The organism is Klebsiella sp. K5-204 (assembly GCF_030128585.1).
In the GTDB taxonomy this organism is placed as follows: Bacteria; Pseudomonadota; Gammaproteobacteria; order Enterobacterales; family Enterobacteriaceae; genus Klebsiella; species Klebsiella quasipneumoniae.
The window spans coordinates 1-25,895 of record NZ_JAKUZS010000015.1; the positions used below are offsets into that span (position 1 = coordinate 1).

The 25,895-nt window shown below is 48.9% G+C and carries 21 protein-coding genes and 7 pseudogenes; 20 read left to right on the forward strand and 8 right to left on the reverse strand.

All coding sequences use genetic code 11. The annotated features are described in order from the left end of the window. Positions 1 to 501: IS5 family transposase (locus tag MKR05_RS25325; RefSeq protein ID WP_115672746.1), on the reverse strand; the 501-nt coding region annotated here is incomplete at its 3' end. Positions 502 to 1,179: 678 nt separating this feature from the next. Here MKR05_RS25325 and MKR05_RS25330 point away from each other — a divergent pair. From MKR05_RS25330 to MKR05_RS25340, 3 genes and pseudogenes are all read left to right on the forward strand, one after another. Next, entirely contained in the window at positions 1,180 to 1,305 is a 126-nt protein-coding gene (locus MKR05_RS25330; protein WP_023287159.1) for a transposase, read from the forward strand. 139 nt (positions 1,306 to 1,444) lie between these two features. Next, a pseudogene (locus tag MKR05_RS25335) lies at positions 1,445 to 2,449 on the forward strand (IS3 family transposase); the annotation flags it as partial. A gap of 210 nt (positions 2,450 to 2,659) precedes the next feature. Then, entirely contained in the window at positions 2,660 to 3,196 is a 537-nt protein-coding gene (locus tag MKR05_RS25340; RefSeq protein ID WP_032414401.1) for a hypothetical protein, read from the forward strand. 137 nt (positions 3,197 to 3,333) lie between these two features. Here the strand turns inward: MKR05_RS25340 and MKR05_RS25345 are convergent. Then, positions 3,334 to 3,610: pseudogene (locus MKR05_RS25345) on the reverse strand (IS3 family transposase); the annotation flags it as partial. A 357-nt stretch (positions 3,611 to 3,967) separates the two neighbouring features. Between MKR05_RS25345 and MKR05_RS25350 the strand changes: the two are divergent. Continuing rightward, a pseudogene (locus MKR05_RS25350) lies at positions 3,968 to 4,681 on the forward strand (tyrosine-type recombinase/integrase). 821 nt (positions 4,682 to 5,502) lie between these two features. Here the strand turns inward: MKR05_RS25350 and MKR05_RS25355 are convergent. After that, positions 5,503 to 6,513: a RepB family plasmid replication initiator protein gene (locus MKR05_RS25355; RefSeq protein ID WP_017900946.1), complete on the reverse strand. Its 1,011-nt coding sequence runs from the start codon at positions 6,511 to 6,513 to the stop codon at positions 5,503 to 5,505. A 729-nt stretch (positions 6,514 to 7,242) separates the two neighbouring features. Between MKR05_RS25355 and sopA the strand changes: the two genes are divergently transcribed. Then, complete coding sequence (gene sopA, locus MKR05_RS25360; RefSeq protein ID WP_023287153.1) at positions 7,243 to 8,409, forward strand: plasmid-partitioning protein SopA; 1,167 nt, start codon at positions 7,243 to 7,245, stop codon at positions 8,407 to 8,409. Continuing rightward, positions 8,409 to 9,380 (forward strand): ParB/RepB/Spo0J family plasmid partition protein, encoded by a 972-nt coding sequence (locus MKR05_RS25365; protein ID WP_023287152.1) that lies wholly within the window; start codon positions 8,409 to 8,411, stop codon positions 9,378 to 9,380. The genes sopA and MKR05_RS25365 overlap by 1 nt, the downstream gene beginning before the upstream one ends. An 850-nt stretch (positions 9,381 to 10,230) precedes the next feature. Here the strand turns inward: MKR05_RS25365 and MKR05_RS25370 are convergent. Next, positions 10,231 to 10,459 (reverse strand): annotated as a pseudogene (locus MKR05_RS25370) (type II toxin-antitoxin system Phd/YefM family antitoxin). A 78-nt stretch (positions 10,460 to 10,537) separates the two neighbouring features. After that, positions 10,538 to 11,181: pseudogene (locus tag MKR05_RS25375) on the reverse strand (DUF4113 domain-containing protein); the annotation flags it as partial. Between the two features lie 124 nt (positions 11,182 to 11,305). On the opposite strand from MKR05_RS25375, the gene MKR05_RS25385 reads away from it, so the two are divergent. The 5 genes from MKR05_RS25385 (at position 11,306) to MKR05_RS25405 (ending at position 14,533) form a co-directional block, all read left to right on the forward strand. Beyond that, positions 11,306 to 12,003 (forward strand): IS1 family transposase gene (locus tag MKR05_RS25385; protein ID WP_223364782.1). Its coding sequence is split into 2 segments (ribosomal slippage): positions 11,306 to 11,555 and positions 11,555 to 12,003, totalling 699 coding nucleotides; the frame shifts between segments, so codons are not numbered across the junction. A 26-nt stretch (positions 12,004 to 12,029) separates the two neighbouring features. Next, a complete protein-coding gene (locus MKR05_RS25390; RefSeq protein ID WP_014386528.1) occupies positions 12,030 to 12,989 on the forward strand; it encodes a DNA replication terminus site-binding protein in 960 nt (319 codons plus the stop codon). Beyond that, complete coding sequence (locus tag MKR05_RS25395; RefSeq protein ID WP_023287235.1) at positions 12,986 to 13,744, forward strand: hypothetical protein; 759 nt, start codon at positions 12,986 to 12,988, stop codon at positions 13,742 to 13,744. Before MKR05_RS25390 ends, MKR05_RS25395 begins: the two co-directional genes overlap by 4 nt. Beyond that, positions 13,741 to 14,064, forward strand: coding sequence for a hypothetical protein (locus MKR05_RS25400; RefSeq protein ID WP_004186935.1), 324 nt, complete (start codon positions 13,741 to 13,743; stop codon positions 14,062 to 14,064). Before MKR05_RS25395 ends, MKR05_RS25400 begins: the two co-directional genes overlap by 4 nt. 151 nt (positions 14,065 to 14,215) lie before the next feature. Continuing rightward, a complete protein-coding gene (locus tag MKR05_RS25405; RefSeq protein ID WP_004026552.1) occupies positions 14,216 to 14,533 on the forward strand; it encodes a hypothetical protein in 318 nt (105 codons plus the stop codon). Positions 14,534 to 14,598: 65 nt separating this feature from the next. Here MKR05_RS25405 and MKR05_RS25410 read toward each other — a convergent pair whose 3' ends face one another. Beyond that, positions 14,599 to 15,735, reverse strand: a complete 1,137-nt coding sequence (locus MKR05_RS25410; RefSeq protein WP_004186933.1) for a tyrosine-type recombinase/integrase — start codon at positions 15,733 to 15,735, stop codon at positions 14,599 to 14,601. A gap of 176 nt (positions 15,736 to 15,911) precedes the next feature. Between MKR05_RS25410 and MKR05_RS25415 the strand changes: the two genes are divergently transcribed. The 5 genes from MKR05_RS25415 (at position 15,912) to MKR05_RS25435 (ending at position 22,632) form a co-directional block, all read left to right on the forward strand. Then, positions 15,912 to 16,166, forward strand: coding sequence for an Hha/YmoA family nucleoid-associated regulatory protein (locus tag MKR05_RS25415; RefSeq protein ID WP_023287185.1), 255 nt, complete (start codon positions 15,912 to 15,914; stop codon positions 16,164 to 16,166). Between the two features lie 85 nt (positions 16,167 to 16,251). Further along, positions 16,252 to 17,313 (forward strand): hypothetical protein, encoded by a 1,062-nt coding sequence (locus tag MKR05_RS25420; RefSeq protein WP_045372259.1) that lies wholly within the window; start codon positions 16,252 to 16,254, stop codon positions 17,311 to 17,313. Positions 17,314 to 17,633: 320 nt separating this feature from the next. After that, positions 17,634 to 18,533, forward strand: coding sequence for a RepB family plasmid replication initiator protein (locus MKR05_RS25425; protein WP_004026560.1), 900 nt, complete (start codon positions 17,634 to 17,636; stop codon positions 18,531 to 18,533). An 835-nt stretch (positions 18,534 to 19,368) separates the two neighbouring features. Next, positions 19,369 to 20,025, forward strand: coding sequence for a DUF6710 family protein (locus MKR05_RS25430; RefSeq protein ID WP_023287188.1), 657 nt, complete (start codon positions 19,369 to 19,371; stop codon positions 20,023 to 20,025). A gap of 2,124 nt (positions 20,026 to 22,149) precedes the next feature. Next, positions 22,150 to 22,632 (forward strand): hypothetical protein, encoded by a 483-nt coding sequence (locus tag MKR05_RS25435; protein WP_004210306.1) that lies wholly within the window; start codon positions 22,150 to 22,152, stop codon positions 22,630 to 22,632. A gap of 229 nt (positions 22,633 to 22,861) precedes the next feature. Here the strand turns inward: MKR05_RS25435 and MKR05_RS25440 are convergent. Next, positions 22,862 to 23,274, reverse strand: a pseudogene (locus tag MKR05_RS25440) (Tn3 family transposase); the annotation flags it as partial. Positions 23,275 to 23,361: 87 nt separating this feature from the next. Between MKR05_RS25440 and MKR05_RS25445 the strand changes: the two are divergent. The 4 genes and pseudogenes from MKR05_RS25445 to MKR05_RS25460 form a co-directional block, all read left to right on the forward strand. Further along, positions 23,362 to 23,553 (forward strand): annotated as a pseudogene (locus tag MKR05_RS25445) (helix-turn-helix domain-containing protein); the annotation flags it as partial. 184 nt (positions 23,554 to 23,737) lie between these two features. Beyond that, complete coding sequence (locus MKR05_RS25450) at positions 23,738 to 24,295, forward strand: OsmC family protein (RefSeq protein WP_000108589.1); 558 nt, start codon at positions 23,738 to 23,740, stop codon at positions 24,293 to 24,295. Positions 24,296 to 24,436: 141 nt separating this feature from the next. Next, positions 24,437 to 25,018, forward strand: a complete 582-nt coding sequence (locus tag MKR05_RS25455) for a TetR/AcrR family transcriptional regulator (RefSeq protein ID WP_000210409.1) — start codon at positions 24,437 to 24,439, stop codon at positions 25,016 to 25,018. Positions 25,019 to 25,022: 4 nt separating this feature from the next. Then, positions 25,023 to 25,361 (forward strand): carboxymuconolactone decarboxylase family protein, encoded by a 339-nt coding sequence (locus MKR05_RS25460; protein ID WP_000888080.1) that lies wholly within the window; start codon positions 25,023 to 25,025, stop codon positions 25,359 to 25,361. A gap of 29 nt (positions 25,362 to 25,390) precedes the next feature. On the opposite strand, the gene MKR05_RS25465 is transcribed toward MKR05_RS25460, so the two are convergent. Further along, positions 25,391 to 25,720, reverse strand: coding sequence for a co-chaperone YbbN (locus MKR05_RS25465; protein WP_002431133.1), 330 nt, complete (start codon positions 25,718 to 25,720; stop codon positions 25,391 to 25,393). Positions 25,721 to 25,895: the final 175 nt, after the last annotated feature.

The window sequence follows — 25,895 nt, forward strand, 5'->3', positions numbered from 1 at the left end:
TGCCAGATGCAACTTTCGCCATATACGACGGCGTTCTTTGCCGTGTTTTTTGACTTTCCATTCGCCTTCACCAAAGACCTTCAGCCCGGTGGAATCAATCACCAGATGCGCGATTTCACCCCGGGTGAACGTTTTGAAACTGACATTAACCGACTTTGCGCGCCTGCTGACACTGGTGTAATCCGGGCAGCGCAACGGAACATTCATCAGTGTAAAAATGGAATCAATAAAACCCTGTGCAGCCCGCAGGGTCAGCCGGAATACGCGTTTAATGACCAGAACGGTGGTGATGGCGAGATCAGAATAGCGCTGAGGTCTTCCCCGTGATGAAGGCGTTGCCGACTCATACCAGGCCTGAATAGCTTCATCATCCAGCCAGAAAGTTATGGAGCCACGGTTGATGAGGGCTTTATTGTAGGTGGGCCAGTTGGTGATTTTGAACTTTTGCTTTGCCACGGAACGGTCTGCGTTGTCGGGAAGATGCGTGATCTGATCCTTCAACTCAGCAAAAGTTCGATTTATTCAACAAAGCCCCCTTTACCCTCACCTATGAATTTATCGTCAAATACATGGCCCTAATCCACAAAACGGAAATACCGGAATCCTGGCTTACCGATAACGGTACCAGTCTTGATGAACGCAGAGTTTTGTACATGGAAGCTAGCGATATTCTGACAAAAGATATCGTAAGAGAAATTCGAAAAACGGTGAAATCCCCTCAGGACCAATTACAGGTTTATCGCATAAATGATCAGATCATAACCCTCGAAATGATGGAAAAGTAAGATGCAAAAAACTCACAAACATTTGACCAAAATAGTTACAATTTCTCTGTCATTAGCGTTTGCAGTGCTTGTTGTTCATGGTGTCCTTACATCACCTCCGAACCATGACACAGAAACTCCAGATGTTAACTCAAGTACCTCTAAAACCAGCAGAACCGGAAATGGTCAACGTTGTTAATCGGATACATACTCCTGAAGAGGTTTACAGGCGTTTCCAGGACAACGAATTCAGGGCTACTAATCACTTCAGAACTTGCCGATTAATGGTCACAGGTAGGGTAAAGAACATTGGAACAGCCACCTTTACCAAAGATCTGATCTCCTCCCTGAAAACAGTGCCAGGCTAAACTGAAGTCTCCGGTCTTTCTTCCATCTCACGGAGAGGCAAATCGCCATGAAAAAGACCCGCTATACCGAGGAACAGATAGCATTTGCGCTGAAACAGGCCGAAACCGGCACTCGGGTGGAGGAAGTCTGCCGAAAGATGGGCGATACAGGTGGGACCGTGGTCCCAGGCTGAAAACCTAAACGACGATACAGGTGGGACCGTGGTCCCAGGCTGAAACCTAATCGATAATACAGGTGGGACCGTGGTCCCAGGCTGAAACCTAAACGACGATGCAGGTGGGACCGTGGTCCCAGGCTGAAAACTAAACGACATTTCTGAAGCCACATTTTACAACTGGAAGAAAAAGTTTGGCGGCATGGGCGTGACAGAGCTGCGCCGCCTGCGCCAGCTTGAGGAAGAGAATCATCGTCTGAAACGTCTGGTGGCTGATTTAAGTCTGGACAAGGAGATGCTGCAGGAAGTTATCAAAAAAAAGTTCTGAGGCCGGGCTCAGAAGCGTCAGGCGGTGCATTTTCTGCGGGAGGCTTACCGTATCAGTGTCCGGCGGGGATGCGGACTGCTGATGCAGAGCAGAACCGTTTACCACTGGCAGAGCCGGCGTGATGATCGGGCGATAACCCTGCGTATCCGGGAAATAGCAGAAACCCGGATACGCTACGGTTGCCCGCGTATTCATATTCAGCTGCGGCGGGAAGACTGGCCTGTTAACCACAAGAAAACACACCGGATTTACTGTCCGGAAGGCCTCAACCTGCGCAAAAAGCGCCCCCGCAGGCATGTCAGTGCAGCACATCGTCAGCAACGTCCGGTCCTGACCGGTGTCGATCAGTGCTGGAGTATGGATTTCGTGTCGGATAACCTGTTTAACGGACGACGTTTCCGGGCGCTGACTGTAGTGGATAATTTTAGTCGGGAGTGTGTGGCGATCCATGCCAGAAAGTCGCTGAAAGGTGAGGATGTGGTCGGTGTGATGGAAAGGTTGCGGGTGCCGGGCAAGCGCCTGCCGGTACGTATTCAGACAGATAACGGCAGCGAGTTTATCTCGAAAAGTCTGGATAAATGGGCGTATGAGCACGGGGTCACAATGGGCTTCTCCCGCCCCGGAAAACCAACGGATAACCCGTTTATTGAATCATTTAACGGCAGTCTGCGGGATGAATGCCTGAACATTCACTGGTTTCTGTCGCTGGAAGATGCGCAGGACAAACTCGACAACTGGCGCAGGGAATATAATCATGAGAGAACGCATTCATCATTAAATGACATGACTCCGGCTGAATTCATCCGAAGTCTCCGGAAAGACGAAGCTCTCTGATTTAGCACTGCACTGAATTTAGGCCAGGGTCAAAGTTAAAAAGGAGCACACTAAAAGCCTTAGCTCTACAGAGGTTCCTCCTGGTGCTCCCTCGGGAGACTATCTAATGCTGGAGACCAGTGCTTATATTTTTGCGATGAAGCAACCTAGAGGGTATACCTACATTGGTCTGGTGAAGAATTTAATCAACGAAGGTGAAGGACATATTTGGTGGAAAATATTAATAACGATGTACCACAGCATCAACCTTACCGAAATGAAAAGGTATTTAATTCCGGTAAGACAGCACTTGAGCTCAATTTTTCTGAGACAAATGGCAGTGTGAATCTTATCCTTGCGGGGCCTTTAGTATCGAAGCCGGGAAGTTTTGACTGGACTGGTCAAAAGGCCTTTTCAACAAAGCTGAGTGATGATGAAGTGATCACCTTGTGTATGGCGTTTCTTCGCCTTACTCATGAGGCTGTTCTGAAAGATAAAAAAACAAAGCACCATAATAAGCAAGTCTACAAAAACGTAAAAGTTACTTTTGATGGTAAATCCACAGCAATGATGGAGGGGGGAGTTGTAGCTATCAACAAAGACGAGAGAGACATTAATTTTATACATAAAATTAGTATTGATCCTGCCGCTTGCCTTCGCTTAGGTCTTTTCCTCTTGTCCGTCATACTGGCCCGAAATCCAGGGGTCCCATCTGACGCGGTTCTAACGTGCATGCGTCTTAATGCAAATGCTCAACTACAAAAGTAACTTTTCTATCTTATCATTCCCGTTTTACGGGAATTTCAAAAAAAGATACTTCCCTTAATGGGGAAAATACGCTCGGTTCATAGGATACATTAGATGTAACTATGGACTGACCCCATGCCTGTAGACAAATTCTGTCCTCACGACGAGGCCTGTTCGAAGGCCTCCGGACTGACGCCGCCGGGATGACTGTGGCGCCGGGTCCGATTGTAGAACACTTCAATGTAATCGAAGACATCCGCCCGGGCCAGATCCCGGTTTGGTATGTTCTCTTACTAATGCGTTCTTTTTTCAGTGAACTGAAGAACAATTCGGCCACCGCATTATCCTGGCAGTTGCCACGCCGGCTCAAGCTCGGTGCCAGGTTATTGGCCCGCAGAAGCGGTGCCAGTCGTCACTGCCGTACTGGCTGCCCTTACACAACCACAGACGGAACATGTTAAAGATCATTCCTGCCGATCGCATCTGGAAGGTAGCCGTTTCTCGTCTCCATTAATGCCAGTGTCAACATAGCTGTTTGTCCTGGCATTACCCCATTTCTCCCAAAAACGACGAAAGTGCCTGCAGGCCGCGTCATAACTGGCTTAAGCATAGATCTTAACCGCAAAAGGATCCTTTACGCATTTGGTTTTACCCGCAATAATGTGGGATAAGACAACAAAAGGATCCGCGCGCTGCGATTTATTGTCATGGCAGGATCAGCCGCTTCAGGCCAGAATAGCTGTATCCAAACCCGTTGTGCGCTACGTGAAAAATAACTCATGAACAGCATCCATTCCCCTGCAGAATTCACCAGATCGCGTCTCCCTGCTGCCGATCCGCCCCGGGCGTTGATTTTGCGACCGCGGTGGCACTCCGGCGGATAGCCACCTCAACAGGTGCCACGCCGGCTTACCTCCTGGCGCCGGAAGTGAGCGCCCTCCTCTGGTATATGCCGGACCAGCGTCACCACATGTTGTTCGCCACCATGTGGAATACCGGGAGCCCTATCGGTGAAGCCCGGACGCTCACCCCGGAATCCTTCGACCTGGATGGTCTGCGCCCTTTTGTTAGGGTGCTTTCGGAGAAAGTACGGGCGCGCCGCGGGCGGCCGCCAAAAGATAAAGTGCGCCTGGTGCCGCTGACGGATGGCAGTTTTGTGCGTCAGATGGAAAGCTGGATGGTCACCACCCGCCCCGCCGGCGGGAGCCGTTATGGCCGGTCACGGATGAGACAATGCGCAACTGGCTGAAACAGGCGGTGAAGCGGGCTGAAGCTGATGGCGTGCATTTTTCGATCGCCGTGACGCCGCATACCTTCCGGCACATGCTTTATCACCGGCAGCTCAGGAAGGTCATCCAGGCGCTGGCCGGGCATAAGGATCCGCGCTCGATGGAAGTCTATACCCGGGTATTTGCGCTGGATATGGCTGCCACCCTGGCCGTTCCCTTTACCGCTGACGGTCGAGATGCCGCGGAGATCCTTCGCTCCCTGCCACCGGCCGGCTGAGATTGTCGGGCAGGCGGCCGGGGCTTTGCCACTTAGTGAAGGAGATAAAGACAAACGCATTCCAGACGAGGCAGAGTCAGTCAGTCGCTTCTGAGTCTCTCACCGTGCCGGCTGCAGAAGCGTTACGCTTATCCAGTATGACCCGGGCATCATTCCGTCCGGGTCTGGAGAGAAATATTCATACCGCATCCCGTGTCCCCTCACCTTCTCATTGCACCATGACATCATTCGAATTAAGGAGCCCTGGTCCTCTGGTGACCAGCTGACATCTTCATACCGCAGACAATAAAACTTACTGCGATCCGGATATCAGCAGGTTACAGGGGGTATACCTGAGGGCCTTTCCAACCGGGTAAGCCAGGTCGTTATTCAGTATATCGTCGGTGACTGCGTCCCGGGCCATTTCTGACAGCCATCAGGTTTCCTCTTCATGATTGCAGATATCAGTGCGAAGCTGGCTGAGGGTACGACAGGATTAACGAACTTCGGAGGACTGGTTTTAGCAGCTCTTGTATGGCAATGCCGAAATCAACGCTCTGCTGAGTGGCTTCATTCAGTGCGCACCGGGGATTTACTGAAATATTGACAGTGGGATGCAGTCACGTGGAGAGCTCTCAATTGGTCGGGTAACACCCTCGTCAAACTTGCATGCTGCAGTCAATATCAGCATATTCTGGCCATAAATGACATACCGCAGTCAATATTGTCCGATCTTTACCTGCAGGAAGGAGAGCGAATATTGACTGTAGTATGCGTGATGCACCTCACAGTCAATAACTAATTGCGTATGCATACGGCAGTCATGGTAATGCATATCGCAGTCAATTTTCCGGCTTCATCGCCGATAGCGCTTCAGCAAGTTTCTGCGGATCGATGCCTGCAGCCTTCAGTGCCTTGATGACTTCGTCATAATTCTGCTCCGGCGCCTTCTCTTCTTCCTCCTTGCGCGGTACCTTCACCGTCCCGCTGATGAGTTTGGGATTGCGATAATGAACGCTAAAGTAAGTCGCCCGGCCACGTTTAAACTCGGTGTAATCCAGATAGCCGATATCCCGAAGTTGCTCCATAGCCTTTCGGACCGTGTGGTTCTGCGTATAGACATTTGAGGTAAGATTCAGCCGGTCCCGCATACGTTTCATGGAGATAGGTGCGGGATTCTGGGGAAGGCTCTCGATGTAGGTATACAGCGCCTGGGCAGATTCCTTCCGCTGCAGGGCGTCAATGGCTTTCAGCCGAAGCAGGACCCGCCTGTCCATATGGTAAAGCTCAAAGAGCTTGGGTTCAGCCTTGATCTCCACGATATCCTCGTTGATGTCATAATAGGCTGACTGCACCAGATGGGTGGTCCATCCTTTGGTCTCGCTCTGGAACTTCAGGGTAACCGAGGCGAGTTTAAACAGGGAATTGCTGATGCGATCCCGCATTTTCTTGTTTGAGCGCCGTGAGTCAAATCCACACATCTTAACGAATTCAACGAACGACAGTTCCAGGGTGTCACTTTTTACCCCATACTCAGACATCGAGCGAATGATCCCGAGCCAGACTTTAAAATCCGTGTCCATATCAAGACGCGAACCGGTGATCTTAACGTCGGTGTACCCTTCGCTTTTGGCGATGGACAGCTGTACGAGCTCCTCAGTGGCATCTGTGACGTTTTTACGGTTTGCCTTACTCCTGGAGGTTGATTTCAGGGTTGGAACGAAGAGACCGAGCCTCATGAGCGCTACCGGCTGCACAGTACTGGTACTGTTGACATCCAGCTTAACAACTTCGCCGGTTGTCTTGTCCACTTCCTGAAGATTGAGAGGTAAGCTGTTATTTTCGCTCGTCATCTTGCTCCTCAACGGTTATCCACAAAAGAATGTCGTTATACGTATCGCAGTCAACGGATATACATACCTCAGTAAATACCGTTGCATATCACAGTATTAGATTTCGCATACAGCAGTCAACTTTTTACATTCCACAGTCGATCCAGTATGACGTTCAAGCCAGTTACAGCGCATGCTGCAGCGATCCGGGGATCTCTTTAGGATCTCAATATGATCTCTTTGGGATCAATTACTGGATCGAAGCAATGAATAACGTTAATCCCCAGCCAGATCTACCCCACCACATTCAGGGTTCTGCAAGGGTAATCTGAATGCCGCATGAGTAACTCTCCCTGATTTAACATTAAATATTGACTGCGATATGTAGAATCTTCTTTTGTTGTTGACTAGCCCTCGGCTTTTAGTTTCATACCATAGTCAATTTTTCACATATCACAGTCAACTTCATGAAGATAGACTAATCCGGAGAAGTATCCGGCATCGTAGCGTTCGTGCTTTGTGCAGTCTCTGTGCTTTTCCACTTCCTCACAGCGTGAGATCGCTTACTGCGGCGAGCGGCAGTGAGAAATATTGACTGCCGTATGTGATTGAGCCTCTCTTCTCCGGTTTACAGCTTTCATTACAGTCAGCTTTGCAATTTTCAGATGACTTTGCGATTTTATTGTTGCTTTGCAAATAATCCCAAGATTTAATAAAATGATGCAAAGCGATGATTAAAGGATGCTCAGAATGGGACTGATGGATATACTTAACCAGTGCATTACTGCTGGACATGAGATGACGAAGGCTATCGCCATTGCGCAGTTTAATGACGACAGTCCGGAAGCAAGGAAGATCACCCGCCGCTGGAGAATTGGTGAAGCGGCGGATTTGGTTGGCGTTTCTTCTCAGGCAATCAGGGATGCAGAGAAAGCCGGCCGATTACCTCACCCTGATATGGAAACCCGTGGCAGAGTTGAACAACGTGTTGGTTATACCATCGAACAAATCAATCATATGCGGGATGTGTTCGGTACCCGACTGCGGCGTGCAGAAGATGCTTTCCCTCCGGTGATCGGGGTTGCGGCTCATAAAGGGGGGGTTTACAAAACCTCCGTTTCTGTTCACCTAGCTCAGGACCTAGCCCTGAAAGGACTCCGTGTTCTTCTCGTTGAAGGCAATGACCCACAGGGAACGGCTTCTATGTATCACGGATGGGTGCCCGATCTTCATATTCATGCTGAGGACACTCTCCTGCCCTTTTATCTTGGGGAAAAGGATGATGCCAGCTACGCTATAAAGCCCACCTGCTGGCCTGGCCTTGATATCATCCCGTCCTGTCTGGCACTGCACCGCATTGAAACTGAGCTGATGGGGAAATTTGACGAAGGCAAATTACCTGCTGACCCGCACCTGATGCTCCGTCTGGCCATTGAAACGGTCGCTCATGATTATGACGTGATTGTTATCGACAGTGCACCCAACCTTGGTATCGGTACGATAAATGTTGTATGCGCTGCTGATGTATTGATTGTCCCTACTCCGGCAGAGCTATTCGACTACACCTCCGCACTGCAGTTTTTCGATATGCTTCGTGACCTGCTTAAGAACGTGGATCTTAAAGGCTTCGAGCCAGATGTCCGTATTCTGCTTACCAAATACAGTAATAATAACGGCTCGCAGTCCCCGTGGATGGAAGAACAAATTCGGGATGCCTGGGGAAGCATGGTCCTTAAAAATGTTGTGCGCGAAACGGATGAAGTCGGTAAAGGTCAGATCCGTATGAGAACCGTTTTTGAACAGGCTATTGATCAACGTTCTTCAACAGGTGCCTGGCGTAATGCCCTCTCTATCTGGGAGCCTGTTTGCGATGAGATTTTTGATCGTCTGATTAAACCACGCTGGGAGATTAGATAATGAAGCGTGCCCCTGTCATTCCAAGACATACCACACATACTCAATCGACTGAAGATACCTCATCACCGGCGCCGGCTGCGCCGATGGTGGATTCATTAATTGCGCGCGTGGGTGCTATGGCCCGCGGTAATGCCATCTCTCTTCCGGTATGTGGACGGGAAGTAAAATTTACCCTTGAAGTGCTCCGGGGAGACTCTGTTGAGAGCTCTTCACGCGTATGGTCAGGCAATGAGCGCGATCAGGAACTACTTACCGAAGATGCTCTGGATGATCTCATTCCTTCATTTTTACTGACTGGTCAGCAGACTCCAGCTTTCGGCCGCCGGGTTTCCGATGTCATTGAAATTGCAGACGGCAGCCGTCGCCGTAAAGCCGCAATCCTGACGGAAAGTGATTATCGCATTCTGGTTGGTGAACTGGACGATGAGCAGATGGCAGCATTGTCCCGACTGGGTAACGATTATCGGCCGACGAGTGCTTATGAACGTGGTCTGCGTTATACAAGCCGGCTGCAGAATGAGTTTGCTGGAAATATTTCTGCACTTGCCGATGCGGAAAACATCTCTCGTAAGATCATTACCCGCTGTATCAATACGGCCAAACTGCCTAAATCCGTTGTTGCCCTGTTTGCACATCCTGGAGAACTGTCTGCCCGGTCAGGTGAAGCCCTTCAGAAGGCTTTTGCAGATAAAGAAGAATTACTGAAGCAGCAGGCTGAGACTCTCCAAGATCAGAAGAAAGCGGGACTAATCTTCGAAGCTGAAGAGGTCATTAGTCTTTTAACATCCGTACTGAAACAATCTTCCGCATCAAGAGTTAATCTGAGCTCACGTCATCAGTTTGCTCCAGGGGCAACAGCATTGTACAAGGGCGATAAAATGGTGCTTAACCTGGATAGGTCCCGCATTCCTGCGGAGTGTATAGAGAAAATAGAAGCCATTCTTAAGGAGCTTGAGAAACTAGGAGTTTGATGCGGACACGCTTTAGTCTACGGTTATCTCCCTTTACTTCATTTCCTTTCTCACAGGCCAGAAAAAATAACTGGCCTGAATACTCTCTATGGGACCACGGTCCCACCTGTATTATCGATTAGGTTTCAGCCTGGGACCACGGTCCCACCTGTATCGTCGTTTAGGTTTTCAGCCTGGGACCACGGTCCCACCTGTATCGTCGTTTAGTTTTCAGCCTGGGACCACGGTCCCACCTGTATCGTCGTTTAGTTTTCAGCCTGGGACCACGGTCCCACCTGCATCGTCGTTTAGGTTTTCAGCCTGGGACCACGGTCCCACCTGCATCGTCGTTTAGGTTTCAGCCTGGGACCACGGTCCCACCTGTATCGTCGTTTAGGTTTCAGCCTGGGACCACGGCCCCACCTGCATCGTCGTTTAGGTTTCAGCCTGAGACCACGGTCCCACCTGCATCGTCGTTTAGGTTTCAGCCTGAGACCACGGTCCCACCTGCATCGTCGTTACATTATTAGTTTGGGACCGCAGTTCCATCAATGCCTGTCACGAACAGGTATTGGCATGGCGCCGGTGACCCGTTGAGCGGAGTAATCACGCAGCAGGACTGCTATTACAGGCGATGGTGAAAGTTCTGTTGGGAAATGAACGAAGCATGCATGTTGAGTGAAATCTGCAAAATTTCGCAGGGTATGCGGCTTAATTTTAAATTTCCGCCAGCATTTTTAAAGCCAGTTGCCGCCGCTGCGCGTAGGCCGGTCCTTCGTTCGGCCGGTAACCAGTTCCGGCCGTTTTTACGACCTTGGGATCACCTCGTCAGCAGTGTCTCCACTGTGATGTCGTTTGTCACGTTGTCCGATCACAAAATATACTGGTTTTGACGTTCTGTTATCAATTGCGCCAGGTCTTTTTCGTCCAGAAGATCGAGCATTTTTTCATACAGAACCGCGGGCACACAATAAAAAAACAGGCCGGTTGCTGTCAATAATAGCGACCGGGTAGCCGCAGCCGGCACCGGCGCTGGCCACCGGATCGTTTTTAAGTTCGCTGACGCTGGCAGTTACATCACACAGAATGATATTTATCATGGTTCCCCCCTGAGACAAGTCATCTGCATGATCGGTAAAGTATGATCTGGCGGCAAGTTCCGTCTGTCATTTCGCCGGTCAGAAACGGGCAACCGGCAGCTCCTTCCAGCGGGTGGTATATGCCGATGAAAGCATCTCACGTTTCATCGGCCATTCCGGGGCAATTCCTCTACCGGCAAACCATACTTTACCCAGCCCTGAGTTGTTGATCCCGTCCAGAACCATCATCAGCTCAGCACTGTGAGGCCGTGGCGGGCGTTCGTCGAACAGCTGCAGCTGCGAAACGCCAGACCCGGTGAAATCATTCAGCATAACTCCGGCTTTGGCATACCGGTGCCCATCCTTCCAGATACGCTCCAGAGCCGTTGTGGCGGCAGCAATGATGTCCCTGGTGTCCTGAGTGGGTGTAAGCAGTTTCTCCGTGGCCACGTTGCCGTAGTAAGGCTCTTTAACGGCGAACGGAGACGTTTTGATGGAAACGGAAATATGCCGGCAATACTGGTGCTCTTTACGCAGCTTTTCAGAGGCCCGCTCAGCGTGCTGACAGATAGCCTAGTGGAGCGACTCGTACTCCGTGATCTTCACACCAAAACTGCGACTGCAGACAATTTGCTGTTTCGTCGGAGGGGCTTCCTCAAGCGAAAGGCAGCTTTCCCGTTCAGTTCACGTACCGTTCGCTCTAGGACCACAGAAAAATTTTTGCGGATGAAGGTCGAGTTTGTCCTGCGCATCTTCCAGCGACAGAAACCAGTGAATGTTCAGGCATTCATCCCGCAGACTGCCGTTAAATGGGTGATGCTGCCAACTTACTGATTTAGTGTATGATGGTGTTTTTGAGGTGCTCCAGTGGCTTCTGTTTCTATCAGCTGTCCCTCCTGTTCAGCTACTGACGGGGTGGTGCGTAACGGCAAAAGCACTGCCGGACATCAGCGCTATCTCTGCTCTCACTGCCGTAAAACATGGCAACTGCAGTTCACTTACACCGCTTCTCAACCCGGTACGCACCAGAAAATCATTGATATGGCCATGAATGGTGTTGGATGCCGGGCAACCGCCCGCATTATGGGCGTTGGCCTCAACACGATTTTACGTCACTTAAAAAACTCAGGCCGCAGTCGGTAACCTCGCGCATACAGCCGGGCAGTGATGTGATTGTCTGCGCTGAAATGGACGAACAGTGGGGCTACGTCGGTGCTAAATCACGTCAGCGCTGGCTGTTTTACGCGTATGACAGGATACGGAGGACGGTTGTGGCGCACGTCTTCGGTGAACGCACTCTGGCCACACTGGAGCGTCTTCTGAGCCTGCTGTCGGCCTTTGAGGTCGTGGTATGGATGACGGATGGCTGGCCGCTGTATGAATCACGCCTGAAGGGAAAGCTGCACGTTATCAGCAAGCGTTACACTCAGCGCATTGAGCGATATAACCTGAATCTGAGACAACATCTGGCAAGGCTGGGACGGAAGTCACTGTCGTTCTCAAAATCGGTGGAGCTGCATGACAAGGTCATCGGGCATTATCTGAACATAAAACACTATCAGTAAGTTGGAGTCATTACCCGGGAGACGATATGAATACTGACTTTGCCCATTACAACGAAGAGCAACTACGCAAACTCGGTGAGCTGCACAGTTTACTCCGTCACAGCGATATCGGCTCATCTTACCTTGCATCGCTCCCGGAGCCCCGTAGTGTTGAGGAGTTGAATCCGCCACAGGAAATCAATGTGACTCATTCGGTACCCGACGTCGACACCCTGGTGGATATTTACCGGCAGCAGCGGGTTGATAAAGTCCATGTCAGGGATGAGCATTATTCAACCAAAATCACCCGAAAATACCCCGGGTTCGTTGTGGTCAGAAACAATCATGATCAGGTGATGTCGCTGGTGGGTGAAATCAACCGGCTTCGTGACAAATTTGCTGATGCTGTAAAAGCTATCACTCATTACCAGGACTCCCGGTCAGAAATTCTGCACCAGGTTTACCCGTGGCTGGTGACTTTACAGGTGTCCCGTAATATCCGGATCGTTACTGAGCAAATTCGCTCCCTGGGGTTCACCTGGCAAATCCCTGTCATTCATAAATTTACCCGGCTGGAAACGGTTATCGACCGCTTACGCAGGGAGATAACTGAGCTCCAGCCGGATATCAGTCTGACAAAACAGGATGTTGAACGGCTGAAACAGGAACGAACCGAAGAAATCATGATGCTGTCGTTGCTCAATGATGAAGTGAGTCATGACGATGAAAATTTGAGAAAATTTCGGCTTATCCGGGAAAGTAACTTTCCGGCTGTTAACGTCAATATCCGGTACACCAGTCCTGAAGATCCAGATGATGTTCATGGGCCGTACAAACTCAACTTTCGCGCGCCTTTACCATTAATTTTGTTCAGCGAACCGGGCCGGTTTAATCCGTTAAAAAATTACGTAAAAGGTGAAAGGCAGAAGCGCGGCGATTTTAATGAAAAATATCGTTCTGTCCTGCCCCGTATAGGGCTGGTGGAAGTCATCAGGGAGTCAAAATGAGCCGGATTTTAACCGGGATTTGTGAAGCTGATCCGGCCAGGAGGTTATACAAAGTGGCCGTCAGTAGGGGAAACACTTTTCTGTCTGCAAAAGAACGTTTTCGTGTACAGGTCTGTTTCAAAAATGCCATAACACATCCAGATGAAGATCGGCTGCTGGCCGAGCTGTTGACTGTTCATCACTTCCTGGCTGACACCTCTATTTTATGGCATATGGAGCAAAAAACTTATGCATGCACCACGACATGGGCCACCACGTCCACATGGCTGCCAGAGATATATCAGCGTCAGGCCAGCACGCCCAATGTGGTAAAGATTATCAAATTTATGCACGCCCGGTTTCCAGGCCTTAAAACGGTTGCAGAAACAAATGAGCAGGGTTACGAACAGGCGCTTACCAGTGTGGATTTTGAAATTCCTTACTGGCCGGTGCTGCCGAAATTCGAATCTGATATAGGAACGATACAGGTAACGATTGCCGGGATGATCCGTTACGCAGAAACGATGAGCAATAAAGATTGTAAAACCCCTCTCGACTTAATGATAAAAAGTTTTAAGTCAGGGTTGATCCCGATAGAGAAAATGCCGTTGAGTAAGACTGAAAGGCTTATGCCTCTGAATATCAACACCGCTGGTAAGATATTTACACACGCGACATGGCCGAGATGTCGTTACATTTTCGTACCGGATGAGGCGGGAGTAATGAAACTGGTTAACGTGGTCAAATTAAGATTAAAGCCTCTGGAGGAAAAATGACTTACGCTATTTTCTTGTTAGTAACTGCTGTTTGTGCATTCGGATTAAATTATCTGACAAACAAAATCTGTTCCGGTACGGGTATGATTAACCAGAGTGGAGGCTCTAATGTACACGCCTTACGGTGTATCACATCGTTCCTCCTTCTCCTTGTCTCACTCTGGCTTCCTGTCAAACCTGCCGTGATCAATCTGGCAGTAGAGTTTGCTGCACTGGTGAATTTCATTGCATCTGTCACTCTCTATACCGTTGCAAATTTCCGGGCAAAACGGAGATTAAAAAAACAAAGAAAAGAAGAAAAAGCTGCTCAAAAAGGATAATCCATGATATCGCCTCTCATTTTCATTCGTGAGACGCACCAGAACTGATTCAGGCACAGGGTAACATATTTTCAGGTTTCCTGGCTGCCTTCACAATTATTCCGAAGCAGGGAGCAATGTCAGCCGTTTTTAAATATCATCCAGAGTTTTCATGAATAATAAAAGAACGATTACCACTCGAGAGCAGATTAAAATTAATGGGGAAATTCGTGAGAGAACAGCAACCCATATTGTTACCGGTGCTCATGGGTACGAAACCCTTTGCATAAGTGGTTATATTGTCGAACATAACGAGATGGGTGAGGTTATCCATAACAGCGAAAAGTTAGCGGAAGATTTGTTACCTGTTACCTGCCCCACATGCAGGGTCATTTGGTATCACACCCATGAATTTACACTCGATGATTTTGACAGTCTTTCAGGAAAAGGGGATTTTGTTGTGACAGATTTGAAAGAACTGAATATCTGAAAAGTTCATAAGTGACCAGCGCTCAGAAACATGTTGCTGAGTGCTGGCGTTTCTCTCAGTAAAATCTATATGTCGTCCAGATGATTACGCATAAAGCTTACCATGGCTTTTTCACTGGCAAGATATCCACGGATATAACGGAAGACCATCTTTGGATCAGACCAGTTCCCCATCTCGGTAATCTTTTCCAGGGAGTACCCGGCCTTAAACAGCTCTATGGCTCCCCCCACACGCACACTGTGTCCTGTCCATGTCCGGTACCGCCCGGACTGTCGGTTACTGTCGCTGACCTTCCCGGCAATCCCCCAGAGGCGTGCAAATGCCTGGTTCAGTGAATTAGAGGACAGCATTCCAACATCTTCCCGTGATACCTTTGATTCATTCTGTAACTGCGTCAGTAACCCCTCACTGAATCCTGCTTTGACCAGCATCCTGTCTATGGATTTACCCCGGGATAGCTTACTGCTGGTGGACGGGAAATATCGGTTCGTATGGATGTTTACAGGCTGAAAAAGAAAACGGTGCCCGAAGGTTTCGGTATCGGTGTATTCCACCGTCTCAATCAACCGTCTGACATGCTGACTGCATTGTGGTGAGAGCTGAAATGTCAGGTTACTTGAAAGGCTTGTCTTGGTCCGCATGACATCCAGAAGGTAACAGGACGTGTCATTTTGCCATTTCAGGTCGCCGGTTTTAATCCTTCGAATTTCCACGTTACGCAGCAGGGTTTCAAACCCAACCCATATCATTGCAAGGTCCCGTATGTCTCTCAGGTCGTCGCTTTTATGCAGCGACCGGCGAAGAATATTGAGATCGGATATAAGAAATGGAAGGGCCTGACCGGTGACGATTTTTTTCTCATTCTCCCGCGCCCGCCATACCTGAACCAGTGCTTTTATCAGAACGTTGCGGAAGTCTGGAAAACCCAGGCTGCTGTTAACGCTTGAAAGGCATGCAATAAAATGAGAGATAGTCGCCATTTTAACGGATCCATTCAGCCCATTAATATAGCGCTCGACATCAACCGCTGTGACCGGGAAGGGGGTCAGACCGTGCCTGGCGCACCATGCAGACCAGACACTCGTGACCCTTAACTGACTTCTGGCCGTATTGTACCGGCGAAACCGCAACAGCTTGAGTGCATCCAGAGCACTTATGTCATCGGTTCGTGAGATAGCAACCAGTTTGGTTTTATCTGTCATGGGAAGATCTCATGTCTTTTCACTGATACTGTTTTTATAACCAGTATAGTAACATTGTTTTTTTTCAAATCCAGGCAGAACGTGAATTAATCAAATGGCTTCTCTTGCCTGTGCGTGGAACTTCGTTTACTGTTTTCGAAAATAGCCAGTGTTTTTGAACATGCCCCGGAGCGTCGTTGTTGAAAAGCCCAAATGCGCACAGTAGCCTGAGAGAAACCTATCTCCTGAAGTTCAGAAAGTGCAGTACGACTGAAACCCTTGACCGAGTGTTTGAGCGTATCCTGGATAAATTAAATGATGAAGGTGGGGATATGAATAAGATAACCAGCCTGAACGGAGCTTATGATCACCGCAGGGCTGAGATCTACATGAAAAAAAACTATGACAAAATACCTGCTTCCGTGTGGCATCTCATCCCCGATGAGATATGAATAATGTAATTAGACGCTGTTATTCCAGGTTTGATAAAAACGGATGATGTAGAATTCCTTTACTCATTTTTAACGAGGAATATACATGCGACGTAATGCACAAAAATGGATCCCGTTTGGATTTGATACGGATTCAAATAAAATTGTTGATATCGCCAGCGTTGAAAATGGGCTTTCGTGTAACTGTATCTGCCTCATCTGTGGGACCTCCCTGATTGCCAAACAGGGTCAAAATAAAAAATGGCATTTTAGCCACAGCACAGAAGTAAAAGGGGTTTGTAGTGAGCTCACACTACAACATATAAAAAAATACATAAAGGTGAAAATACAGGAAAAAAAATACCTTGCTCTCCCTCATCTTCTGCAGGGTAAGGAGAAAGGGATAGTTAACCTCAAAAATCTCGCTGGTGGTGGGATTGTTTGTGGCCTTAATGCTGACCTCACAGGGATATGTAACGATACGACAATCGGGATATTTATTAATGATACGTCGGAGGATATCCAGCCAAATCCAGACCTGTTAGCGCAAACAGACCAGCTGGCGCTGGTGGAGATCGATGCCGTTCGGATTGAAAGTATCATCGCTCCATATCGTGAGAATGGGGAAGGCATAAAGATGATGGATGCGATAGAAAAGTTACTTTTCACCTCAGATGAAGCCAAGCGGTGGATCTACCATCCCTTAATGCAGACAGCACCACCACATACTTTACATCAGTACAAACGCCACCTGAATGCCAGCGGCAACCAGCTGCTTTCTATGATTCCGGTAGATCTACCCATGAATATGAATTCGTTGCCTCTGGCACCTGCACAGCAATGGCAACATTTACGATGGACAATAGAAATACTCGCTAAACTTACCCGGCCGGATATACCTTCAGGGAGTACCGTTTTTGATGAACTGGTATCCTATGCACCGAGGATGCTGGATTCCTGGGAATCTATAAACGTACCCGCGTATGAACGTTGGTACGATTATCACATCAGTAAAAGGGGAGAGGGAGGACTGAATGAGGCGGAGCAGGAATACATTAGCTTCATAGTTAAAATCGCGAACTGGAACGTGTCTATACATAACTTACCAGAGTTTGATCGCGAGAGAGCTTTCCATGATTGGTTTCTCACTCATGATCCCAATAAGTGATCTTCTCAATCTGCGTCCGGTATCTTTTCCTAAGCCGAGGATGTAGATAGTAAAGCAGTTTCTCCGCAGTAGGTTTTCCACAGGATAGATCCAATAACTGATCCATAAAGGATCCAGAGAGTACCAAAAAGATCCCGGATCGCTGGAGGCCCTGTGCCGCTTGGCTTGGAAGGTGATCGGTGTCTATTGTATGCTACGAAATGTCTACTGTAATCTACAAACAGTCTACTGAATGCTATATATTGTCTATTGTGCGCTATAAAAGTGTCTACTGTATGCTATATTTTTGATGGTTATTCAAAACTTAGGGTTTAAGGGAAATGTCTAACAAAATCAATGAGTCATACCTAAATGTAGAAGAAATAAATCAGACTACTGGTGAAGTTATCACACTTTCTTCCACATCGGAGACCAGTGTACAGACAGTTCCTCTGATGCGTTTGGGGGTCTTTGTTCCAACATTAAAGTCGACGAATAAAGCGATCGCTAAGAAAAGCAATGTCGGATCAAACATCAACGCGTCAGACGATCTTAGGCATCTGGAGCTAGCCAAATCCGAAGGGTTTGAAAGGATTACCATTTCAGGTCCAAGGCTAGACATGGATACGGATTTCAAGGTTTGGACAGGAATCATATCGGTACTGACCGATAATGAACTCGAGTCTAACGAGGATGGGACTATCTCGATCCGATTTACTGAGTTTGCTATGCGATGTGGTTTTTCTCGTGGACGTCTGAAGGCTGAATTTCGGGAAAAAATCAAAGATTCGCTCAGGAAACTGATGTCTAATGTTGTTGAATTCTCCAAGGACAGAGGCACAAACATTGAAGTCACTAAATTTGTTCAGCTCATTGGTGAGTCAACCGTGGACATTGGTAATGACAAAGTTATCCTCACTCCGTCGAAAACGCTTAAGGATCTGTATGTTGGTGAATACAAGATCCTGCTTAAGCTGAGAGCCCTTAAAGCCCTTGCAAGGAAAGAGTCAGCCCAGGCCCTTTATACGTTCATTGAGGCTCTGCCACCTAATCCGATCCCTGTCAGCATTGAGAGGTTCAGGAAGCGTTTGTCCCTCACTTCCAGACCCGCTCTTCAGAATTCAACGGTAAGAAAAGCACTTAAGCAACTGGAGGACATTGGATACCTTGAATACCAGGAGCTTAAGGAAGGCAACAAGATAGCGTTTCAAATCATCAAGAGAAATCCCTCCCTGAAGTAGAAAGTCCTCCGACAATCGCTCTGAGGGGGCTTACGGGCCCTCTTCAGTCGAACCCGGGGATTGTTCTCTACAAAGTGCTATCGGATTGTACGTTAAACACACCAAAAGTAACGCTGACATGTCGTAACACCTTCCAACTTCAGTGAAAGTTTTTGAAAACGTAGTGGCTCAGCTGAAACTGCCGGTGAATTTCACATCAGGTTCCTAAGAAGGAAAGTAACTTTTCTTTTTTGCCATGATGCATGAGCTTGTCTTCTGTTGCCTGTTTTGTAAATTCGTCTGGTAGAAAGTCTACTGTACGCGACATGCGAACCGCGATTAGCCCTACGGAATACAAATGTCTACTGTATGCGATATTTGAATGCTGTTGGTAAAAGCAGGTGGCCGTTAAAGACAGATGTCTATTGTACGCTACAAGTATCTCAATCTGGGGTGTGCTGCCGGGTGACGATCTACTGTATGCGGCACCCGGTTGAATGTTCGATCAGGTCCGCATTTATCGGTGGTGTATTGTATATGTCTACTGTATGCGGCCATTCACGCTATAGGGTATGAGCTGGTGGATAATGGCCTATCGTATTTCAATACTGCCATGGCTACAGAACAGGGGCGTTTTAATGATTGCGATCGCATATTGTCTACAGTATGCGACATGCGTCACAACCGGACACCGGTATACGTTTGCTGTTCTACAAGGACGATGAGAGGAGTTCTGACGTAGACCCGGATTATAGCGGCATGCATAACTACACCACGTATGAAGTACATGTGCGCTATGTAGAACTACCGCAGCATGAGCATGAAAATCATCATCACGATAAGGAGGGCACGGCAAGTGATGTTCTGGAACCAAAAAAAGAAAGAGAAAGCAGCAACCGGCAATGAAAAAAAGCGCTTCGATCACCTGCTTTCGGTGGCCGAGAAATTACCTGTCATGACGCTGCCTGATCTCATTCGCGCTATCGTGCGACCAGTACAGAGTGATTTCTTGCTGGCGGTAGCCGAGGAAGGAACAGATGCCCGACCAAATATGACCCCTGAAAAGTTCTTCTTTGAAGGGCTTATCCATGTGAAATCGTATGAAAAGATGAAAGAACATGAGATGGACGGCGCTGATTACCCGTTGTCACTGGCAAGTGATATGGTGCTGCCGTGGCCTTGGAGCCTACAACGCTTTATCAATAACGTTTCACGTATTGGAAGCTATAAGGGGAAGCCGTGGAAGCAGGATAATAGCAATCATTATGTTGAGCTATGGTTGCCCTGGCGTATTGGCTTTGTGGGTGGCGGAAATCATTCAATAACGGCTGGCATTCTGGCCGGAGAAGGGACGCTAATCCCTGAGCACGTTTACGATATGTCCTGGCTGTTTGAGCTGGTCCGAACGGACGGTAATCACTGGTTTGTTGACGATCATAAAGTCGAAGCGGTTAAGTCGGGGCGTTCAGCTGCGGTGTTTGAGATAGGGCGGCTATTAGTGGAAGGAGCTTAAGAATTTTGCTCGAACTGCTTGCTGAAGACGTTTACGTCACGATGATCCCTGTTAAGCCTGTGGCTAAGAATCTATGTCTACTGTATGCGACAATCACCGCATATCGGTTATGCCCAAATAGGGGAAGGTCTATTGTATGCGATACCGGGCTATGGTTGATCAGTGCTGGAGGCTACCTATTCGTGTCTACTGTATGCGACGGCCAACTCAAGTGGATATGCGCTAGTGGGAGAACGGTCTACTGTATTCGACGTGCCGTTAAATGGCCGTTCCTCGCCGGTTATGCAGGTTATGAACAACTGGTGTCTACTGTATACGCCAAGCCACGCACCGGTAGGTGCTGACAGGCAATGGTCTACTGTATTCGACGCCCGGTTAAATGGCCGAGAATCACTGGTTCTGCCAGGTATGAACAACGGGTGTCTACTGGATGCGACAAGCGAGACACCGGACCGATGTTGAAGGCAATGGTCTACTGTATGCGACGTGCGCTGAAATAGCCGATCCTTGCCGGTTATGCAGGTTACGAACAACTCTGGTGTCTACTGCATACGCCAACCCACGCACCGGTACGTGCTGACAGGCAATAGTCTATTGTATTCGATGCCCGGTTAAATGGCCGGGCATCGCCGGTTCTGCCGGGCAGGAACAACGGGTGTCTACTGTAGGCGACAACCCACGTACCGGATAGGTTCTGAAAGGTAATGGTCTACTGTATGCGACGTGCGGTTGAATGGCCAGGCATAGCCGGTTATGCCTGGCAGGAACTACGGGTGTCTACTGGATGCGACAACCCACACACCGGGTAGGTGCTGAAGGCAATGGTCTACTGTATGCGATGTCCGGTTAAATGGCCGGGCATCGCCGGTTATGCCGGGCAGGAACAACGGGTGTCTACTGTACGCGACAACTCACGCTCCAGGTAGGTGCTGAAGGCAATGGTCTACTGTATGCGATGTCCGGTTAAAAGGCCGGGCATCGCCGGTTATGCCAGGCAGGAACAACGGGTGTCTACTGGATGCAACAACTCACGCACCAGGTAGGTGCTGAAGGCAATGGTCTACTGTATGCGATGTCCGGTTAAAAAGCCGGGCATCGCCGGTTCTGCCGGGCAGGAACAACGGGTGTCTACTGGATGCGACAACCCACACACCGGGTAGGTTCTGAAAGGCAATGGTCTACTATATGCGATGTCCGGTTAAAAGGCCGGGCATCGCCGGTTCTGCCGGGCAGGAACAACGGGTGTCTACTGGATGCGACAACCCACACACCGGGTAGGTGCTGAAGGCAATGGGTTACTGTATTTGATGCCCGATTAAATCGCGGATCAGTGCCGGTTTTCCGTGGTGGAAAGAATTTACTGTCTACTGTATGCGACAACCAGTGAGACCTGGCAGAGATGGTAACGGTCTACTGTATCCGACGCTCTGCCTGGTAGCCGGGAAGCGCCAGATATGTTGTAAACCCACGTTTAATGTCTACTGTGTGCGACCCCAACATATTTGGCGAAGGTCTACTGTATTCGAGTTTTTGTTCAGGGGCCGGATAATACCGGTCGTACTGGTGGCTGACATAATGTGTCTACTGTGTGCGACAACCAGGGAAGCCTCGAGGGTAAAGGTCTACTGCATGCTACAACTATCATACTGGCCATTGGCTGGTATGTGCGGCTGTGGTGAGGTTATCCGTAAATGTAAGCTTTTTAAGGAAAGCTGGTGGAGGAAATCACTATTTCTATTGGATGCTATGCCATGGCCCGGGACTGGTCAGTATTGGAAGCACCAGCGTCGAAACCAGGAATGTCTACTGTAGGCGACAACGATCTAAATTTTGCATCGAGCGTTATTCTGGCTGCGTTGTGTCTACTATATGCGATACCCTCTGCTTCGTGATTAAAACTCAAACAAAATTATCAGGACATACCGAGGTTCCTGTCTTTTGTGTCGACTACAGTAGACCAGCGGGAAAAGAGGGGGGAGGGGTAACCTGTATACCAGAACGCAAAAGCTATAATTCAAAAGAGACAGCCACCTGCACTGAATCAGATCGGTTTCCTGATTTTTGTTTAACCTGATACTTAATGCTAATGTATGCGTACATTAGCTTTGGCTGAGGACAAGATTCGTGAGAGCTGAAACGAAAGAAGCTATGCGGATGTTTTTGGGGGGACGTTGCTACACGGCTAAACAACTCGAGAAGGACTATCTCTCTGAAGTGGCAGGTTACAGCGACGACCGCTGGGAAGCGCCGCAAAGAGCTGCCCGGCTGGCGGCAGCGGTAAAACGCTACAAAACCTCTGAGATGCTGCGTTTTATTTTTGCCACCATCGCGTATGATCCCGACCCGGATCTGACCCCGCTTGCCGTGAGGCGGCTGTGTCAGGCCTTGTTCGGCAGAACCGGTAGCCAGTGGCTTATAGTGGAAATTTTCGGGGTGAAGGGACGGCAGCACCGCAGCGATGACAGCACTCCGGAGGCCGTTGAAAAAATGGCAACCAGATATCGTCACGCCGCAGGGCTGCACTGGGCGGCAACTCTGGCGGAAATTGAGCGGGTAAAGCGCAACTATCAGACCCAGGTTAAGGCATCCAGGAAGGGAGAAGGGTAAATAACATAAATTTAAAGCTAATGTACGCATACATTAGCATTACGCTAAAGTGGCTATACCACCAGTTTTTGTATCCAGATGGCTTACTGACATGTTTCCTTGCTCGGTAATTCAGGTCTGAATGCGACAGGGGCCTACAGCACAGAACGGGATTGAGAACTGGAATGCGCTGGTCTGTTTTGCACCAGCGCTACGGGGGGTCCGCTTGGAAAACGGAAATTATCCCACGCTAAGACTGTTTTTTGTACAAAGCGGTATCGACTGTACGTAATGAGCGGTATTTTCCGGATCCCAGCTTAAGATTATTACGCCAGACGTAATCTCCACTCAGATTGATATGTTCCCAGCCCAGGGGAGAAAGATGAGAGACCAGTTGCTCATTTATCGGGATACCCTTTCGTTTTAGTGACTCAATAGCTCTTTCTATATATACCGTATTCCAGAGTGTTATCGCCGCCGTATGTAGTGTCAGCGCCGGTGGCGTGGTAACGCTGATCCTCCCACCCCCAGATCCCTGATTTCATTCAGCCGGTGCATGAAGGAAGCTAGCCCAAGGGCCTCACCCTTATTCAGCCCCGCCTGTATGCATCGGCCTAAGCCTTTATCGCAAAATCAGTCCAGCATAAACAGCGTCCGATCTCTGCAGAAAATCGCCCTCTGCGCTACGAGTTTGAACGCATTTACTCTGTTTATAGGTAACATTCGCTCCACGATATAATGATATCGGCAACGTATTCAGGTATTGCGAGGGCAAAAGCGGCTGGAAAACGCTTCGGTCGCCCCCCCATCCTGAGCGAGGAACAAAAGCAAACAGTGACAGAGCGCCTAAATGCTGGCATCAGTATCAGTGCTATTGCCCGGGAATTTAATACCACCCGCCAGACTATCCTTCGGGTAAAGGCTGGATTGCTGCAAGAGTGAGCGGCTGGGAAGATTATAAAAAAATCAAATGGTTATTATGAAATAAAACAGCCTGCTGGGTTCTTTTCCCCCTATTTTTTATAAAAGAGTAGACAAAAGAGGTTCGCGACATTAATCTACCAACTAGATGGTTGGTATTGATTGCACCAGCTATACCTTTTATCAAGAAATTACAGGAGCCATTATGTCTACTACCGTTAAACCTTCTGCAGACGCAGCTGCGATCCACAATACCCGTGAAGCAGTTCGCAGCCAGCCTGGCCTGGGTAACCTGACTTTCCAGATGAAAGCCCGTTCCAGCGGCGGATTAACCGTTCGCACAGAGACCGGCGCCACAATCCAGAACGGCGTTATCGATACCAGCCGTGTGGGGAAATTTTCTAATATCGGTGATGAACCCGCAGGTTTACTCGGCACCGATACCGGCATGAGCCCGACTGAATACATCATGCAGGCGCTGGCTGGCTGTTATACCGCCACCCTTACCATGATGGCTGCTGAAAAAGGGATCGACCTGGACGGTATCGAGCTGGATCTTAATTTCGATATCAACCTCAACGGCTTCCTTGGGCTGGACAGCAACGTGCGTAAAGGTGCGAAATCTATTCGCGTCGATGTTCACCTTACGAGCAAGACCGCCAGTCGCGAGGAGTTAGAAGCGCTGGTCAGCGAAATGCAAAAGAATTCGCCAATCCACGATACTCTGGCTAATCCGGTTGAAATGATTACACGCCTGGCGTGATGTCAGAGATGTAATGCTGCCATTCAGAATGCAGGATGGCAGTGACGTTCAGCTCTGCACGATACTGAGTCAGTGATACAACTTGCTACGGAAAAATAGCAACAATATAATCTATCAACTAGTAGATTATATGGAGTAATTATGACAACCATGACACGGGAACGGCTGCTCAGCGAAGCAGAACACCTGATGCGCGAAAAAGGGTATTCAGCATTCAGCTATGCTGATTTATCAAAAATAGTGGGTATCACCAAGGCCAGTATTCATCACCATTTCCCGACCAAAGATATTCTGGGTGAGCAGGTGGTAATACAGGCGTTCTCTGATACACAACGCGTATTTGAGCAGATAGAGGCGACTGAGAAAAGCGCGGAGAGAAGAATTGCGGCTTACATCGATATCTTCGCGCAAAGCCATAAAGCTTCGCTACTGCCACTGTGTTGTGCGTTGTCAGCAGAGACCGCCAATCTGCCTCAGGCAATTACTGTACAGACATCACTTTATTTCGATATGCAAATCGAGTGGCTCACAAAAGTCGTCAGGGCGGGCATGGAGTCAGGTGAGTTTTCATCCCATGCCGAACCATCAGATATTGCTTTGATGATCATTAATGTCTGTGAAGGCTCAAGCGTAGTGGCGCATGCAACGGCCAGACCCGAAGTCTTCGCCAACAGCCTTAAGTATATAAAACTGCTTCTTAATACCCCTCATTCAGGAGAATGACACTATGCTGGACTGGAACAACTATCGCTCAGAGTTAATGCAACGTTTAGGCGAGTTGGGCAAACTGACCCCCGAGACCATGAAAGGCGTGGTTGCCCTGGGCAACGCAGGTAACAAAACTGACCTTTTGGGCGCAAAAGTGCGTGAACTCATTGCCCTGGCGTGCGCAGTCACAACCCGCTGCGACGGCTGTATTGCTTTTCACGCCGACGCCGCTGTGAAAGCCGGTGCAACCGACGCTGAAATTGCTGAAGCGCTGGGCGTGGCGATTAACCTCAACGCTGGCGCGGCGGTCATTTATTCAGCCCGCACTCTGGATGCCGTCGGTCAGGCACGCGGTTAAGCATTAATAAATTCCACGTTAAAAGGGCATTACTGCCCTTTTTTAATGTCCGCAATAGCCTGAGCATATACCGATGCAGGTTTCACACCCGGTATGCGTTTAACTAATTGCCCTTCATGAAATATCAGCACAGACGGCAGCCCCCAGATCTCGTATTTGGTTGTCAGCACCGGCGCCTGATCTACATTGACTTTCCCCACCTGAATATCTCTATCGAGCCGGTCTGCAAACTGACTGAACATTTCTTCGCTGGCCTGACAGGGCGGACACCAGGGTGCAGAGAAACGTACCACCGATATTCCTTTGTACTGCTCTATCTGGCGGAAATTATCTTCGTTATAAGCTGTTAATGTACGCATGGTGATGACCTCGCAAAATGAGTGACAATTCAGAAATGGCTGCGTTATGACAAAAAAATACGACACACCCATTGACCTACCTACTAGATGGTTGGTATATTGCCACCCATCAGATGTTTATGCAACTCCAGTGCGCGACGTCCAGTCGATGATACTGCCGGGCTGTGCAAATCCC